13 protein-coding genes and 1 tRNA gene are annotated in these 16216 nt (G+C 52.7%); 7 read left to right on the top strand and 7 right to left on the bottom strand.

Going from position 1 to position 16216, the window contains the following annotated elements; translation table 11 throughout:
• Positions 1-175: 175 nt before the first annotated feature.
• Positions 176-262 (top strand) — tRNA-Leu (locus JW984_09530).
• 816 nt (positions 263-1078) lie between these two features.
• Here the strand turns inward: JW984_09530 and JW984_09525 are convergent.
• The 3 genes from JW984_09525 to wecB are packed head-to-tail and all read right to left on the bottom strand — an operon-like array spanning position 1079 to position 4091.
• Positions 1079-1867: an alpha/beta fold hydrolase gene (locus JW984_09525; GenBank protein ID MBN1573420.1), complete on the bottom strand. Its 789-nt coding sequence runs from the start codon at positions 1865-1867 to the stop codon at positions 1079-1081.
• Positions 1868-1881: 14 nt separating this feature from the next.
• Positions 1882-2979, bottom strand: coding sequence for a glycosyltransferase family 4 protein (locus tag JW984_09520; GenBank protein MBN1573419.1), 1098 nt, complete (start codon positions 2977-2979; stop codon positions 1882-1884).
• On the bottom strand, positions 2976-4091 hold the full coding sequence (gene wecB, locus JW984_09515; GenBank protein ID MBN1573418.1) for a UDP-N-acetylglucosamine 2-epimerase (non-hydrolyzing): 1116 nt from the start codon (positions 4089-4091) through the stop codon (positions 2976-2978). Before wecB ends, JW984_09520 begins: the two co-directional genes overlap by 4 nt.
• 202 nt (positions 4092-4293) lie before the next feature.
• Between wecB and JW984_09510 the strand changes: the two genes are divergently transcribed.
• Complete coding sequence (locus JW984_09510) at positions 4294-5220, top strand: MBL fold metallo-hydrolase (protein MBN1573417.1); 927 nt, start codon at positions 4294-4296, stop codon at positions 5218-5220.
• A 488-nt stretch (positions 5221-5708) separates the two neighbouring features.
• Here JW984_09510 and JW984_09505 read toward each other — a convergent pair whose 3' ends face one another.
• Positions 5709-6986 (bottom strand): zinc-ribbon domain-containing protein, encoded by a 1278-nt coding sequence (locus JW984_09505; GenBank protein MBN1573416.1) that lies wholly within the window; start codon positions 6984-6986, stop codon positions 5709-5711.
• 217 nt (positions 6987-7203) lie between these two features.
• Here JW984_09505 and JW984_09500 point away from each other — a divergent pair, with 217 nt between their 5' ends.
• The 5 genes from JW984_09500 to rlmD all read left to right on the top strand — a co-directional run bounded on the left by JW984_09500 (position 7204) and on the right by rlmD (position 13826).
• Positions 7204-8265: a sensor domain-containing diguanylate cyclase gene (locus tag JW984_09500; GenBank protein ID MBN1573415.1), complete on the top strand. Its 1062-nt coding sequence runs from the start codon at positions 7204-7206 to the stop codon at positions 8263-8265.
• A 263-nt stretch (positions 8266-8528) separates the two neighbouring features.
• On the top strand, positions 8529-9383 hold the full coding sequence (locus tag JW984_09495) for a diaminopimelate epimerase (protein ID MBN1573414.1): 855 nt from the start codon (positions 8529-8531) through the stop codon (positions 9381-9383).
• Between the two features lie 55 nt (positions 9384-9438).
• Positions 9439-10314, top strand: a complete 876-nt coding sequence (locus JW984_09490; protein ID MBN1573413.1) for a 4-hydroxy-tetrahydrodipicolinate synthase — start codon at positions 9439-9441, stop codon at positions 10312-10314.
• A gap of 259 nt (positions 10315-10573) precedes the next feature.
• Positions 10574-12415, top strand: a complete 1842-nt coding sequence (ftsH, locus tag JW984_09485; GenBank protein ID MBN1573412.1) for an ATP-dependent zinc metalloprotease FtsH — start codon at positions 10574-10576, stop codon at positions 12413-12415.
• A 91-nt stretch (positions 12416-12506) separates the two neighbouring features.
• Positions 12507-13826, top strand: coding sequence for a 23S rRNA (uracil(1939)-C(5))-methyltransferase RlmD (rlmD, locus tag JW984_09480; protein MBN1573411.1), 1320 nt, complete (start codon positions 12507-12509; stop codon positions 13824-13826).
• Positions 13827-13922: 96 nt separating this feature from the next.
• Here the strand turns inward: rlmD and JW984_09475 are convergent, their stop codons facing one another.
• From JW984_09475 to JW984_09465, 3 genes are all read right to left on the bottom strand, one after another.
• Entirely contained in the window at positions 13923-14666 is a 744-nt protein-coding gene (locus JW984_09475) for a hypothetical protein (protein ID MBN1573410.1), read from the bottom strand.
• 469 nt (positions 14667-15135) lie between these two features.
• Entirely contained in the window at positions 15136-15741 is a 606-nt protein-coding gene (locus JW984_09470; protein MBN1573409.1) for a tetratricopeptide repeat protein, read from the bottom strand.
• A 254-nt stretch (positions 15742-15995) separates the two neighbouring features.
• A partial coding sequence (locus JW984_09465) for a tetratricopeptide repeat protein (protein ID MBN1573408.1) occupies positions 15996-16216 on the bottom strand: 221 nt, incomplete at its 5' end.

Here is a 16216-nt window from a genome sequence, read left to right as displayed (position 1 = left end):
GGCCGGTCAATTTAGGAGGGGTAGGCCAAAATCCGGGACAATTAATATCAGGGGCCGGTCAATATCAGGGGGGGTCGGAGGGTAGGCCGATACTTTAGTCCTAACGATATTTAGGGCTCGGCAGTATTCTAATTAAGTTACTATAGTATTTAGTAGATAACCAATAGCTCAATAAGCCGAAGTGGCGGAACTGGTAGACGCGCTAGGTTCAGGACTTAGTGGGTGTATGCCTGTGCGGGTTCGACTCCCGCCTTCGGCACCATCTAAAAAGGACGCCGGTCATTTTGGGGGGTCGGCCATTTGTTGGTGGGCGATCATTTGTTTTAATGAGGCCGGTCATTTGTTTTAATGGTCGGCCATTGTTTTTTAATCTGCATTTAGGAGTCGTCTGTTTGGGGGGGCAGGTCAATTTGTTAGTGGGCGATCATTTGTTTTAATGAGGCCGGTCATTTGTTTTAATGGTCGGCCATTGTTTTTTAATCTGTATTTAGGAGTCGTCTGTTTGGGGGAGGCAGGCATTAATAAGGAGGCAAACCGTTTCGGGGATTACAAATATTGAAGGGCAACAAATCGAGGGGGAAGCAAGTTTCGAGTGGCGGCAAGTTATTCAAGCTCCGCCGTCATTTTTGAATTGATGTTCAGGGCCGGCCTGTCATAATAGGGTCGGCCGTTTGTTTTTTAGGCCAGCTGTTTGCTTTTAGGAAGTCCCCCTGTATTTGAAACTGCGTTTAAGGGGCAACCCCTTTTATAGGTCGGCCGTTTGTTTTTTAGGCAGGCCGATTATGAGAGGGACGGCCGGTCATTTTCAGGTCAACATTTGAGATAGGCCGGTCGTTTCAAGAAAGGTCATCGGTCATTGGGCCGTCATTTATATTTCCTTTTCGACTTCCGCGCCTAAAAAACAGAGCAAGCTTAAATCCCCCTTCCTCGCCCTTTCTCAATATCTTGAGACGAACTGAAAAACTTATAAAACCTTCCGTTCCCTGCCCATCCCCACAAAGATGATCAACGCCTTAATAGAACAACCGACCTTCATGGCTGCAGTGAACGAGGGTCCCCACCCTTTTTTTGCCTTCAGCTAAGTCCTCTCCGAAAAGAAATCGGAGATCGCGCCGTAGCACTCCTTGCTCTTGTCGATCATCACCCAGTGGCCCGCCCCCTTGACCTCCCTGTTGTTGATGTTGTTCTCAAAGATGAAATCCTTCGTCATATCAGGCGTGCTCTCGTCCCCCCAGATATATAATGTGTCGATATTAAGGGCGGCATACTCCTCCCCCGACCTCGTCTCCCCCGTGGCCGCAACGCAGCTCTTCCCCCAAGTTAAAAGAAGGCCAGGGTCCGACAGCGTAAGGCTCGCCAAAAACCTCCTGAAGACACCGCCCTCCCCCAGCCGGGAGACGATCACCCCGGAGAAGAACTCGAAAAAGGCCCCCGGGTCGTCGTATTCGAGGGTCAGAGATGTGGCGAACGTGTCAGCCCTAGTCAGGTTCCCCTCGATGTTCGCAAAGGCCTTGACCCTGCCCGTCAGCCTCTCCGATCCCGCCGCCCAAGTCCCGATTATCCCGCCCAGGGAGTGCCCCACGAGGTAGACCTCGGCGTCCTTGGAGATGCCCTCGATCAAATTTAGGAGGAGTTCCGTGGAGTCGGCCACCGTCTCAATACCTTTCCGGCTGGGGCTTGCGCCGAAGCCGGGGAGGTCGGGGACGTATAGGTTGAATCTCTCCGTTAGGGGCGAATCGAACGCCTCGGCAAACGACAGGCCCGACTCCCCGAAGCCGTGTATAAACCAGACGTCTCCAACGGCTCCCCCCTTCCCCGCCGCCCTCGCGTATCTTAAAAAGGTGTTGTCGTGAACCATTATCTCCATTATCCCCTCCCCCTTTATGCCTCATCCTTCAATATCTTTTCCAACAGCGACCCCACCCGCCCTATCGAATACTTTTCGGCCACATCAAAACCCCTCGCCACTATCGACTCCCTCAACTCGTCGTACTCGGCAAGTTTGATCACCCCCTTCGCTATCTGGTCGGGGCGGTGTACGTCGACGAAATATGAGTAATCGTGGGGGGTGTCAAAGGCGAGAAAGGGGGCAACCCTTGTCAGGATCGTAGGAGTGCCGGAGCTCATCGCCTCCACCGGCGGAAGCCCGAATCCCTCGATCTCCGTCGAGGCGGAGATGAGGATGTGGCTCTCCCTGTAGAGCTTGGAAATCTCGACCTCGTTGATACGCACCAAGAACTCATCCGCAATGTTCAGCTTTTTCTCCCCTTCAGGTATATCGGCAACGGATACTCGGGTGAAGTGTATCGGGATCCCATCGCCTTTGAGGATCCTCACCGCCTCGTTTATATCAGGGATCGCCTTGTAATCAATGTTGAAGTTGCCCACAGATACGATTTTCAACCTCTTTGAATAATTGAGCTTCTCCTTTTTGGAATAGAAAACATCTCTATTTATCCAGTTAGGAAGGAGGTAACAGTGGACGCCGTAGCTTTTCTCCACATCTTCCACGATGTGGGGGGATATGGCCATCTTCACGGTCGGCAAGCGGTAGAGTCCGTCCAGCCTCTTGAGGCTTTTTTTCCACCTCGATACCCTTGCCTTGTACCTGAGCCTGCTGGCAATCCCTTTCGACCTGTATTTTTCCGGTACGACCAGTCCCTCGATCCTCTTCAGGACGTGGGCCGGCTCGAATCCCTGCAGGAAGTGGAAGAGGGGAATCCCCCTTTTTTTGGCCACGGGCCAAAGCGTCTCCACGTCCCTCGGCGTCGTCACGACGATCGCGTCGGCCCCGGGGAAATCCTTATCCGAAAACGATGGCAATATCTCCGGCCTTATCTTCGATTCCCACTCCGCCTCCACTATTCTGCTGACGAGACGAACGTCGTGACCCAGGCTTCTCAAGAGCTCCACGTGCCAAACCATCACCTTGACCCCGCCGGTCATCCCCCAATACGTTATGGCGTAGACTATTCTCATAGGCGATCCATAAGGATTTTAACGATCCTCTCGGCGGCTCTGCCGTCCCCGAAGGGATTTTTGATGTTTTGAAACTTCCCGTACTCCGCCTCGTCTTCCACAAGCCTCACTACAGAGGCGATTATCTTTTTCGGATCGGTCCCCACGAGTACCGCCGTCCCCGCCTCCAACGCCTCCGGACGCTCCGTCACCTCCCTGATCAAGAGAACCGGCTTCCCCAGCGACGGCGCCTCCTCGCAGACGCCCCCCGAATCGCTGATGATGACCTTGGAGAGCTTCATCAGGTTCACGAAATCGAGATACGGCAGCGGATCGATCAGGCGTATCCCATCGACCCCCTTGAGGATCGCCACAGCCATCCTCCTGACGCTCGGGTTCGGGTGTACGGGAAAGACGATCCTGATGTTCCGGTTTCCCTCGACCAGCTCCCTCAAAGAGCGAAAGACTCTCTCCATCGGGGAGCCGAAGCTCTCCCTTCGGTGCATCGTCAAAAGGACAATGTTGTCCGCTTTTGGATCGAAACCGCCGAGGATGCCCGAATCGAGCTCTCTCGGTATCTTTAGGGCCTCGTTGAGGGCGTCAACCACCGTGTTCCCGGTAACAAAGATCGTCTTTTGGTCGACGTTCTCTTTTAGGAGGTTCTCCCTCGCCCTCTCCGTCGGGCAGAAGTTGAAGTCTGATATCCTCGAGATGAGGGAGCGGTTTACCTCCTCCGGGTACGGGTTGAGCCTGTCCCACGATCTCAACCCAGCCTCCACGTGGGCGACCTTGACCCCCTTGTAGCAGGCAGCAAGGGCGGCGGCGAAGGTCGTCGTCGTGTCCCCCTGGACGACAACGGCGTCCGGCCCCTCTTTATCGAGGATCGGCTCCATGCCGTTCAGGACCCCGGCGCAAACGGCAGATATGGACTGGCCTTCGGTCATAAGGTTAAGGTCGTAGTCGGGGGCGATGCCGAAGACGGCAAGCGTGTGGTCTAATATATCCCTGTGCTGCGCGGTCACGAGGACTCCGGCCTCAATCGATCCCGCCGCCCCCTCCTTTGCCTCCCTGATCACGGGAGCGAGCTTTATGACCTCGGGCCTCGTCCCCATGACGATCAAGAGTCTTTTAATTTTCACTACTCCTCAAAAAGATTGCCTAAACGACCGATCCATTCAATCACTTCCGTCTCTTATAGCAGATATCTCCTTTATATTCAAGTCAAAGGAATAAATCTCGAATTTACTTTTTCAGAACAATTATTCCCTTTGACTAAATGTATCGATATGATAATATTACAATTTATCGTTACTTCGATCGCTGTATTCAAAAAAAATGTCTGAAGCCTTAAAAAAATATCTGTTGAGACCGGATTTGAGAGACCTCTTCATGCTCGGGAATCTGGTCCTGCCGGCATATCTCGTAGTCGGCTCCGAAAAGACGGCGCTGATAGACGCCGGCATGACCTACATGGCCCCGAGATACGTTGAGGATATCGAAAACATCACAGGCATAGGGAAAGGCCCCGATTATCTCCTTTATACCCACTCCCACTTCGACCACATCGGCGGGACTCCTCATTTACTAAAAAGCTTTCCGGATATGGAAATCTGCGGGCACAAATATCTCTTCGAGGTCCTCGGGCGGGAGAAGTCGAGGGGGTCGATCGAAGATCTCAACAGGAAGATGTCCGGGAGGTTCGATCCCGAAAACGTCCTCAAGGAAGATGATTTCGACTTCAGCGTGATAAGGCCCGGAAGGGCGCTGGGCGACGGTGAAGTCATAGCCCTCGGCGGCGGTATTACGATCGAGGTAATACACACCCCCGGTCACACGAACGACAGTATGAGCTACTTCATCGACCACCTGAAGGCGGTCGCCACTGGGGAGGCGCTGGGAATCCCCCACGGCAGCGATCTATACGTCGCCCCTGAGTTCCTCTCGAGCTACGACGACTATATCGAATCGATCGAAAAGGTGCGCAAAAAAAGGCCCGAGATCATCCTCCTCGGCCACCAGATGATCATTCAGAAGGGAGAGATAGACAGATTTTTTGATAATGCAGTGAAGCACTCCTCTGAGCTCAAGGAGAAGATAAAACGCTACATTCAGGGAATGGGGCCTGACGTGGAATCCGTGGTCGAGACGATAAAGGAGGAAGAGTATATCCCCTTAAGGGAGGGGAAACAGCCGGAGGAGGCCTACCTCTTGAACCTGCGAGCCCAGGTAAGGCTTATCGCGAGAGAGCTTTCGAGGGACTGACGACCGACGGGAAATTCCTTTGACCTGTATTTTCCTTAACAACAAAGAAAAAAGGCGACTTTCACTGCGCCCCTGAAAAACTTTACCTGATTATAAAATGATAAATCGCCGACCGCCGCTATTATAAGCCCGAGCTTGCGCCCCGTTTTCGCCCTACCCCGCGCCCTAAATCACCATCCCCCTACAAAAAGCCAAACCATTAAAATATCGCTCCCACCCCCATAAACATCACCCATCCCCCCAAATAATAGACCGGCCCCCGTAAAAAAAGCCTTTTCCGTTATAAATCAGTCGCCCCTCCCAAGAAACGCCGCCCCCCCATAAAGAAACCAGCCCCTCAAAAAAACCGTTTCCGTCATGAATTGGCCTTCCCCACCAAAAATGCCATCTCCCCCAAAAAAGCCGACCCTACAAAAAAACTCTCCACTCCATCCCCTCCCAAAAAATATCACCCACCCCCCTTAAAAGATCAGCCACCCCCCCCGCTGCTATCCCACGTTTTCCGCCCCGACTATTTCCACGTCGAAGTAGCTGGACGTATCGGGCATGTCGAAGATCACGAGTATGAAGTTGATCGAGGTCTTGGGCCCCACCCTGGCGTTTGCGGGATTCACCTTTTTATTGAGGTCTTTGGTAATCCGGTCCTTGGGAAGGTTCATGAGCTCGCTTAGATTCAGGATGTTGCCGCAATACGACTGGGAGCTCTTGATGACTTTTCCTCCCTCATCATAGAGCTTCAGCATCACCCTTATCTGACCCTTAGGAATCTCTGAGGCGTTCAAGACCATGCCTTCAACCACAAGGATTTTTCCGGCCTGATTATTCTCCGTATAATAATGACTCAGCTTTGTCTCGTCAATCATCAGGCCGTCAAGGGGATTTTTAGTCCCCGCAAACATCTTTGTAAGGGATTCAAGGTCGAGCTTTCCTCCGCCCATTGCCTTGAATACAAAATATGCTCCCAGGGTTATGATAAGGACTATCAACAGGGCGACCATAAGGGGGCTGCGTCTCGACCGCTTCATCTTTGCCGAGGACAATCCTTCGGTCGGCTCCATCCCCAAGTCCCTGAGGGAATCGCCCCCCATATCCAGATCTAGTCCGCCTCCCATCCCGATGCCGCCCCCTACTTTGGATTCCGACTCGAACTCGAAAGCGGAATCACCGCCTCCCCCCAAAGGCGCCGAGAAATCGAAGCCCGATGGGTCTTCGTCTATGGTTGTATCACTGTCGCCGTCAAGGGAAGAGATGCCGAATTCGTCACTGCTGTCCAGGGAGAGATCATCGGATGAATCGTCGAAATCAAGATCGCTCCCAGCCGAATTGTCATCGAACGACAACCCATCGCCCGCGGCTGCTCCTCCTCCCCCGCCCTCTTTATCCAGATCGAGAGATTCATCGAAGTCCAGATCCCCCCCGCTGACCCGCCCCTCAGAATCGGACGAGTCGAGATCAAAGCTCATATCGTCAAGCCCTTCTCCTTCCAAGCCCGAATCTTCCATCCCTAATCCGAAATCTTCATCCCCTCCCCCAAGGTCGGCGCCGCCGCCGGCCTCCGAAGCGAAATCGTCCCCACCTTCAAACCCCGACAGATCGTCACCGAAGTCATCAGGAAGGGAATCCTCAATGCCGGCATTGCTGGCCTCGGGCCCAGGGACTTCAAATATTTCCTTGCATCGCGTGCATCGAATCTTTACCCCCCCCGGCTTCAATTTTTCATCGGGCAGGTTGAACTTCGTATTGCAGTGATCACATTGTACTATCATGAGATCCCTTCAATCGAACCAAAATAAAACCTCTTAGCTCAATGCAAATTATAGCACTATTCAAAAATTTTACAAGTAAAAACTTTAAATATGGTTACAAACGGAGTTAAAATCGGCCTTATATCCTTGAATTTCCTAAAAATTAACTGTATAATTAGTCGAAAATTACAGTAAAGGTTATCAATCAGGCGAGCTTTCTCTTCCTGACTCCGATATTATGAAAGATAGTCAAAAACGTAAAGACGTCCATACCAGACAGGACGAGCTGTTAACCATTAATGAAATCGGAAGGGCGCTGACATCAAGCCTTGATGTAAAAGAGATCCTCTCCATCATCATGCATCAGATAAGCGTCTTGATGCAGCCTAAAAACTGGTCCCTCCTTTTGATTGACGAAGATACAAACGAGCTCTATTTCGAGATTATAGTCGGGGATAACACGGAGAAAATCAAGGACTTAAGGCTAAAGATCGGGGAGGGAATCGCCGGATGGGTGGCAAAAAACGGGGAACCCCTTCTGGTTCCCGATGTGAGTCAAGACCCCCGCTTTTCTTCAAAGGCCGACAGGAAATCCGATTTCACAACGAAATCGATCATATGCGTCCCGGTAGTGAGCAAGGGGAAGATCCTCGGCGTTATTGAACTGATAAACTATTTTGACGACAGGGTCTTCAAGGAGGATGACCTCAAGATTCTGTCCATCCTGGCGGATTATACGGCGATAGCACTGGAAAACGCCCGATACTACGACATGGCGAAAAGGCTCATAATGACCGATGAGCTGACCGGCCTGTACAACTCGAGATTTTTACATCAGCTGCTTGACGGGAAGGGGGACCAACTCATAGGCCTGAGTCAGGTCTCCATGATTTTCATAGACCTGGACTACTTCAAAAATATAAACGACAAATACGGCCACCTGATGGGTAGCAAGGCGCTGCAGGAATTCGGGGAGCTTTTACATAAATCGTTGAGGAAGGAGGACATCGCCATAAGATACGGCGGAGACGAGTTTGTCATCCTGATTCCGAACGTCGAAAAATCGGAGGCCTACGAATTTGCAAAGAAGATCAGGAGCAAGCTCAAGAGGGAGCGGTTTTTGAAGGGTGAGGGGATCAACCTGAAGGTCACGGCGAGCTTCGGCATCGCCGCCATACCGGAAGACGCATCCAACTATCAGGAGCTCATAGGCGAGGCGGACAAGGCCATGTACCGGGTAAAAAATACGTTCAGGGACGGGATCGCCCTGGCAAAAACCACCTGGGTGAGCGACTATTAACGGGGGCCGGGCATTTGGAAGGGCCGGGACATTTTAGGGGGCAGGTCATCTCTGGGCCAGGACGTTAGGAAACTGGAGGATTATTGGCGGAGAGAGGAAAGAGGGCGAATCGAGGTGAGGGCTGGACGTTTAGGGGACCGGGAGCCTATTGGGAGACGGGGGGCGGGGGGCGGGGGGATTTTTTTTTGAACAAAAATCCGAAATTGTTGTCCTAAATTCAAGGTCGCCGGATTAAACATTACGTCTTTTAAAAAATACAGGCAATGAACGACATCGAATTCTACAAGATGAGCGGGGCGGGAAACGATTTCATCCTGATAGACAACCGGGAGGCCGTCTTTGATTTTGCCGACGTCCCCTTCGCCGTATCGAGACTCTGTAGGAGGAGACACTCCATAGGCGCGGACGGACTGATACTGATCGAGAACCCTGACGGCTCCGAGGTCGACTTCAAATGGCGGTTCTACAACTCCGACGGATCGGAGGCCGAGATGTGCGGAAACGCCGCCCGGTGCGCCGCCAGGCTTAGCTTCCTCCTCGGAATCTCGAAGAGGACCCTTTCCTTTCTCACCGGCGCGGGGGTCATCCACGCAAAGATACTCGAATCTGGGGGCGTCAGCGTGAAGATGACAGACCCGTCGGATCTCCGTCTAGAGGAGGAAATTGCATTGTACTCATACAATGCTGGCTCTAAGACCGGATTCGATTTTGTCGACACCGGAGTCCCCCACGTCGTTATCGATGCGGGGGATGATCGGGCCCTTTCGGGACTTGACATGGAAAAGGCGGGGAGCGAGGTAAGGTACCACGAAGATTTCAGGCCGGCGGGGACAAACGTGAATTTTGTCTCGCACGTAGATGGGAGCACCATAAGGATCAGGACATACGAGAGGGGAGTCGAGGGGGAAACGCTGGCGTGCGGGACGGGGGCCGTCGCCGCCGCGGTTATATCCCATCTAAAGGGGAAGGTCTCTCCACCCGTTACCGTAGTCCCAACGTCGGGGATCCCCCTGACAATCCATTTTGAGGCGGACGGTGATAAGATCGGCGAGGTATTCCTCGAGGGGGACGCCCGCCTTGTCTACAGGGGCTTTTTTAGCCCGGAGGCGCTCGACTGACGGTATCCATTTGAGGAAAGATTATCATAAAACCTTTAAATTTGATGGAGTTTAGATGATGTTCAAAGGCGCATTTACAGCTATAGTGACACCATTCAGCAAAGACAAGGTCGACTATGATCGGCTGGAGGAGTTGTTGGAGTTTCAGATCGGTGAGGGTATATCCGGCATCGTCCCGTGCGGGACCACGGGGGAGTCGGCCACCCTCTCCCACGAGGAACACGAAAAGGTCGTTGAGTTTGTGGTCAAGGAGGTCAGGGGGAGGGTCCCCGTCATCGCCGGGGCGGGATCGAACAGCACCGTTGAGGCGATAAGCCTCGTCTCCCACGCAAAGGCGGTCGGGGCCGATGCGGCCTTGGTCATAACCCCCTACTATAACAAGCCCACCCAGGAGGGACTCTACTTGCACTTTGCCGAGGTGGCAAAGAAGGCCGCTATCCCGATTGTCATGTACAACGTCCCGAGCCGAACCGGCGTAAACATGCTCCCTCCCACGGTGGCGAGGCTCTCCAAGATAAAGAGTATCGTCGGCCTAAAGGAGGCCACCGGCGATATGAAGCAGGTATCGGAGGTGCTGGAGTTTTCAGCGGACGGCTTTATGATCCTCTCCGGCGACGACTTCACCACCTTAACCCAGCTCTGCATCGGGGCGACAGGCGCCATCTCGGTCACGTCAAACGTGGCCCCGAAGGACATGAACGACATGATCATCTCATACCTCAACGGCGACCACAACCATGCAAAGGAGCTCCACTACAAGCTTATGCCCCTCAGCAGGGCGATGTTCTTCGAGACGAACCCCGTCCCGGCAAAGGCCGCCCTGGGGCTCATGAAGAAGATCAAGCCGGAGGTCAGGCTCCCACAGGCGCCGATGTCCGACGAAAACCTCAAAAAGCTGAAGAAGGTGATGAAAGATTACGGGTTGATATAGATATGGGAGGTCTTTCTGTCCTTCCCCTGTCTTGGCGATGGCAGGTGTAATTTGGTGCGTTGTTCAAAATCGCCCGTGTCGATTTCACAACCATCGATACTCAATTCAGCCAGGAAATGCTCCAGTTTTTTTAAACGCCTATAATATCTTTTGATCAAATTAAATACGCCCCGGCGCCTCGCGGCCCGGGGTTTTTCATTCCCTTTTCCATATAAATAAAGTATAATGTCTAAATAAAAGAGATTTTAGGAGCACTCATATGACGGGAGAAAAAAAGGGGAAGACAAAGCCGAAGTTTTCCTTTCTCTACTTCATTCTGATCGCACTTATCGTCTATCTGGCCGCAAGCCTCTTTGTGAAGCCGAAGGTCGAGGAGGTGGACTACAGCGAGTTTCTGAACTACGTCAAAGCGGGGAAGGTGGAAGACCTTAAGATCGGAGAGGAGACGATAACGGGTAAGTTTACCAAAGAGGTCGACGGGAAGGCCGAGAAGGTGGACTTCAAGACGACAAAGGTGGACGACCCGGGGCTCGTGCCCCTCCTGAACGAGAAAGGGGTCTCCTACGCGGGCAAGTTAGAGAACACGATACTCCTCCAGCTTCTCCTCTGGCTCCCCCTCTTCGTAATCCTCGGCCTCTTCTGGTACTTCATGATGAAAAGAATGGGGCGCGGGCCGGACTTCATGTCGGTGGGACGCTCCAAGGCGAAGATATACGCCGAGGATCAGGTAAAGGTGAACTTCACCGACGTCGCCGGCGTGGACGAGGCGGAAGAAGAGCTTACCGAGGTGATCGAGTTTCTCAAAAATCCCGGGAAGTTCCAGCGCCTCGGCGGCAAGATCCCCAAGGGGATACTCCTCGTGGGATCTCCCGGGACCGGAAAGACCCTCCTCGCGAGGGCGGTGGCCGGGGAGGCGGGCGTCCCCTTCTTCTCCATCTCAGGATCCGAGTTCGTCGAGATGTTCGTGGGCGTCGGCGCGGCAAGGGTCAGGGACCTCTTCTCCCAGGCCCAGGACAGGGCGCCGTGTATCATCTTCATAGACGAGCTGGACGCCCTCGGAAAGGCGAGGGGCCTAAATCCCACCGGCGGTCATGACGAGCGGGAGCAGACCCTAAACCAGCTCCTGGTGGAGATGGACGGGTTCGATCCTAGAAAGGGGCTTATCCTCATGTCCGCAACGAACCGCCCGGAGATACTTGACCCGGCGCTTTTGAGGCCCGGCCGGTTCGACCGCCACGTCTTGGTGGACAAGCCGGACAAGAAGGGGAGGCTCGAAATATTGAATATCCACTCGAAAGATCTCGTACTTGCGAAAAACGTTGACCTCGAAAAGATCGCGGCCAAAACCCCCGGCTTTGTGGGGGCCGATCTCGCCAACATCGCCAACGAGGCGGCGCTTCTGGCGGCAAGGGCGGGAAAGGAAGCCGTCGAGGACGGGGACTTCGACGAGGCGATAGAGAGGGCGGTGGCCGGCCTCGAAAAGAAGAACAGGCTGATGAACCAACAGGAGAAAGAGCGCGTAGCATACCACGAGGTGGGACACGCCCTCGTTGCGGCGAACCTCCCCGGGACTGATGCCGTCGAGAAGATATCGATAGTCCCCAGGGGGCTTGCGGCGCTGGGATACACCCTTCAGCTCCCCACGGAGGACAGGTACCTGATGACCGAGACCGAGCTGAAGAACAGGCTCGCCACCCTTCTGGGCGGTAGGGTGGCCGAGGAGATAATCTTCAAGGAGCCGTCCACCGGGGCGCATAACGACCTGATGAAGGCCACGGACATCGCCCGGAGCATGGTGACCGAATACGGCATGAGCGACAAGTTGGGGCTGGTTACCTTCGAGAGGGAGAGGGGGCCGTCATTTCTGGGGATCGGCGGGATGGAGGGGCCGAAGGAGCACAGCGACGACACATCAAGGGAGATAGACAAGGAGATCAGGCGGGTGATAGACGCCGCCTACGACACGGCAAAAAGAATCCTCACGAAGGAGGACAAGCGCCTGAAGCGAATGGCAAAGCGCCTCTTGGAGGTAGAGGTCCTGGAGGACGAGGAGTTGGTGAAGCTACTCGGCAAGGGGAAGAAGGACAATCGAGTATCTTAGAGTCACCCTTGGGGAGATGAGGGGAGGCACGCTTTTTACTAAACATTAATTCAAGGGGGGTTGTGTGGCCCCCCTATTTCATGGTGTAGAAATGGTAAACAAGGGAACCGCAACGATAGAGTCCCTCGCCTACGGGGGAAACGGCGTGGCGAGGCACAAGGGGAAGGTCTTATTCATCCCCTACACCGCCCCCGGCGACGTGGTATTTTTCGAGCTCACCTCCGAGAGGAAAAATTTCTCCTTCGCGAGGGCGCTGGAGATCTTGACGCCGTCGGAGGAGAGGGTTAATCCGGTATGTCCCCTGTTTACCCGGTGCGGCGGGTGCCAGTGGCAGCACGTCGGCTATGAGAGACAGCTCCTGGAGAAAAAAAGCATTGTGAGGGAGAGCCTTCTCAGGATCGCCGGTGTTGCCGGTGTTGATTTTACGGTGGATAACATAGTCAAATCGCCAGGGGAGTACGGCTACAGGGCGAGGGTTGACCTGAACTTCAAGGTTGTCGGCGGAGAGAAAAGGAGGTCAATTATCGTGGGGCATCTTGCCCCGAGGTCGAGGGAGATCGTCCCCCTCCAGGCGTGCCCGGTCCTCAGGCCGGAGATAGATAAAAGGCTCCAGGGGCTTCCCGACGCCCTCGGCCGCCTCGGCGTCCGGAGCGGCGGGGAGTTAAAGCTCGTCTCCGGGGAGGGCGGTGAGGTGGCCGCAGTGGTATACGTTCAGGGGTCTTTCGGCGGAGACAGGTCCGGCGTGGGGAAGTTTGCCGAGAGCCTCGAGCTCAAGGGGGCCGTTGTCATATTAAAAAAGGATGTGAAAAGGGGCGCCCTTGTCTCCGGGAATCCTACGGTCCATTACTCTGTCCCGGCGGGGGGGATCGACAGGAAGCTCAAGCTCTCCGCCGGTGGGTTCCTCCAGGGCAATCCTGCCGTGAACCGCCTACTGATATCGAGGCTCACGAAATTCGATTTCTCGAACATGAAGGTGCTGGAGCTATATTCCGGGGCCGGAAACCTGTCGATCCCGGTGGGTCTTTCGGGGGCGGAGCTTCTCGGGGTGGAGGAAAACCGCTACTCGGTGATGGACGCCCAAAAAAACGCCGGGCTCTTCGGGCTTGCCGGTGTGAAATTCCTGAAGGGTGACGCGGCGGATTCATTGAACAACCTTTTAAGGAATGCCAAGGGGGGAGGGAAGTTTGATGCTGTTATCCTCAATCCGCCCCGGGAGGGGGCCAGGGACGCGATCGATGGGATTGTCGATTTAAGGCCGGCCCACATCTTCTACATATCCTGCGCCCCGCCCACTCTCTCGCGGGACGTCGGGGAGCTTATCAAGGCGGGCTACCGGGTAAGGGAGGCGATCCCCTTTGACATGTTCCCGCAGACCTACCATGTGGAGACGCTCTGTCATCTCTCGATATGACCGCGCCGTTCGTCTTTGCCGTTTTTAAAAGCGCGTCGGCGACATCTATTTGGCGATTTGCCGATTTGCCGATTGACGCCGCCGACGGCTTTGCTCTCATCTTCCTATTATCCGCCCCGTGGCGTTCCTGTGTTCGCGTACTATCGTTACGCAGAGTTTTTTGTATATCTGGTCGAACGTCATGGCCTTTTTTTCGATCTCCTTTATCAGCGCCTCGAGCGCCGACTTTACCGAGTCGATCTCGCTAATGATAGAGCGCTTCGAGTCCCTAACCTCGACGCCGAGGTCTTTTATCCTTTCTTCGAGCTTGACCTCGTTGTCGGCGGGCTTCGCCTCGATTGCGTTGAGCTTTTCGCCCGTCGTGGCGACCTCTTCCCCTTCCTCCTTCGGCCCGACGATGTTCTGGAGCTCCGCCCTCAGCTCCTCCAGGGCCGCCGTGATGTCGCCCAGCCCCAGGGCGCCCTCGATCCTCATAAGCGCCTCCTTGATCTCGGTCAGGTCATCCTCGGCGGGGGTTCTTTCCCCTTTCGCCTGGAGGGACGAGTTCATCTCCGTTATCTGGTTTGAGATAGCATTTAGCTTCGTCATGACAGGGTCCCCTTCGGCGGACGTTTCCGCCGGGACTTCCAAGCCGGCATTGACCACGTCCAACCCGCTTCCATCAGACTTACCTGCTTGTTCTCCTGAAGAGCCTTCACTTTTGCTTAAGGGGATACCCTCAACATCACTCATCAACTTGTAAAGCTCGGAAATCAACTCGATGAGAAGAAAAACATAATCCATTTTTAAATCTTCGTTTCTCATCATCGTTTTACTGGTTGACTCTGAGTATTTAGTCATTTTTCCCTCTTTTCCAAAGATTTTCTCCTTCCATTCCTGAAATCTACTCTGGGGAAATTTTTCTTTTTTATCACTCCAAGTTATACCCATTTTCTTTAGTACAGATTTAAGATTATTTAGAATATTGGAGACCCATTGGTAGATTTTTTTAGTCATTTGCTCCATCGTACCAAAGAGGTATTCGAGGCCCTTAATTGCAAGGGCAATTACTGCAAGAGCCGCCCCGATAATTGCTAAAATTTCACCCATATTTTCCTCCCATGTTTTGGTTTTTTGAGGGATTTAATTGAATTTACTGTTTGAGTTAGTACTTCTCCCCAAGGATACAATTCCCACCTGAGAAACCACTTCTCAGGGAAAATTTGATCTTCCAGTTCAATTATTGCAACTTTTGGGGGATAGTATTAAGGATATGAATAAACTAATTCTTTTAGGTGGGATTTTTTTGCACAAATAATACTATACAACTTTACTCATTTTTCTCATATTTCTCGCTTTCTGTTCTGTCTTTAACAATATCTGCCGCTACTTCACATCCACTGCTATCACCAAGGGCACACGCCTTTCTGAAGTCATCTTCTGCCTCGTCTAAAAGTGCTAACATTTTATATGCGCAACCTCTGTCGTAATAGAATCTTGCTCTGTTGGGATGCATCTTAATAACCTTAGTAAAACAGATTATTGCTTCCTCGTAGTTCCCCATATCGTAATAAGTCCATCCCATATAGTAGTACGACTCATCGGCCACCTCGTTGCCAAGCTCCAGTGCCATTTCAAAGTCCGCCAGCGCCTCCTTATACTGTGCCATCGAATAGTAGCAGTAACCCCTCAAGCTGTATGATCTTTCGTGTTTGGGATCAACGGCAATGGCCTTGTCCAAACACTCTATCGCCTTGCCGTAAATATCATCATCGGAGTACGCTTTCCCTTTTTTGTACCAGCCCTCGGCAGTCTTCGGCTCGTCCGGCACGCCGCAGGAGGTTCCCAAGAGAAACGTAAACGCGAGCGCGGTGGCCAGAACGGCGGCAGATATTTTTACGGCCGCGATTAACTCTCTCTTCCTTTTCAGCTTCATCGCCTCATCCCCCGTGAGATTAGTTGTTTTGAATAATAGTATCCGGTTTCTTAAATCTTGTCAATGGAAATTTTGACGGGCCTAAATAAATATGAAGATGTTGGCTATAGATACAATTCCCATCTGAGAAACCACTTCTCAGGGAAATCGTTATCTTCCGAGTAAATTATCGCAGTTTTTTATGGGAAATATTAAAGATATGAATGGTAAATATTTTTACGAAGTAGATTTTTAGCAGTTTTTTTATTTGCTTCTTATTTTTTCTCTTCCTTCATTTTCTTCATTCTGTATTCGTACATATCCTCTGCTCTTATGCATCCATCATATTCACCAAGGGCACATGCTTCTCTATAGTCCTTTTCTGCCTTATCAATAAGGTTAAGATTATAGTAAGATGCACCTCTCTTGTAATAGTATTCTGCTATTTCTTTATTAATCTCAATCGCATTTGTAAAACTAGTTACTGCTTCTTCAT

Origin of the sequence: Candidatus Zymogenus saltonus, assembly GCA_016929395.1 — a bacterium.
Taxonomy (GTDB): domain Bacteria; phylum Desulfobacterota; class Zymogenia; order Zymogenales; family Zymogenaceae; genus Zymogenus; species Zymogenus saltonus.
This window is presented reverse-complemented; position numbering and strand designations above follow the sequence as displayed.

Coding starts and splice junctions, on each gene's coding strand:
- ftsH (MBN1573412.1), top strand. CDS start 10,574: ATGACGGGAGAAAAAAAGGGGAAGACAAAGCCGAAGTTTTCCTTTCTC.
- JW984_09470 (MBN1573409.1), bottom strand. CDS start 15,741: ATGAAGCTGAAAAGGAAGAGAGAGTTAATCGCGGCCGTAAAAATATCT.
- JW984_09490 (MBN1573413.1), top strand. CDS start 9,439: ATGATGTTCAAAGGCGCATTTACAGCTATAGTGACACCATTCAGCAAA.
- JW984_09495 (MBN1573414.1), top strand. CDS start 8,529: ATGAACGACATCGAATTCTACAAGATGAGCGGGGCGGGAAACGATTTC.
- JW984_09500 (MBN1573415.1), top strand. CDS start 7,204: ATGAAAGATAGTCAAAAACGTAAAGACGTCCATACCAGACAGGACGAG.
- JW984_09505 (MBN1573416.1), bottom strand. CDS start 6,986: ATGATAGTACAATGTGATCACTGCAATACGAAGTTCAACCTGCCCGAT.
- rlmD (MBN1573411.1), top strand. CDS start 12,507: ATGGTAAACAAGGGAACCGCAACGATAGAGTCCCTCGCCTACGGGGGA.
- JW984_09525 (MBN1573420.1), bottom strand. CDS start 1,867: ATGGAGATAATGGTTCACGACAACACCTTTTTAAGATACGCGAGGGCG.
- JW984_09520 (MBN1573419.1), bottom strand. CDS start 2,979: ATGAGAATAGTCTACGCCATAACGTATTGGGGGATGACCGGCGGGGTC.
- JW984_09510 (MBN1573417.1), top strand. CDS start 4,294: ATGTCTGAAGCCTTAAAAAAATATCTGTTGAGACCGGATTTGAGAGAC.
- JW984_09475 (MBN1573410.1), bottom strand. CDS start 14,666: ATGACTAAATACTCAGAGTCAACCAGTAAAACGATGATGAGAAACGAA.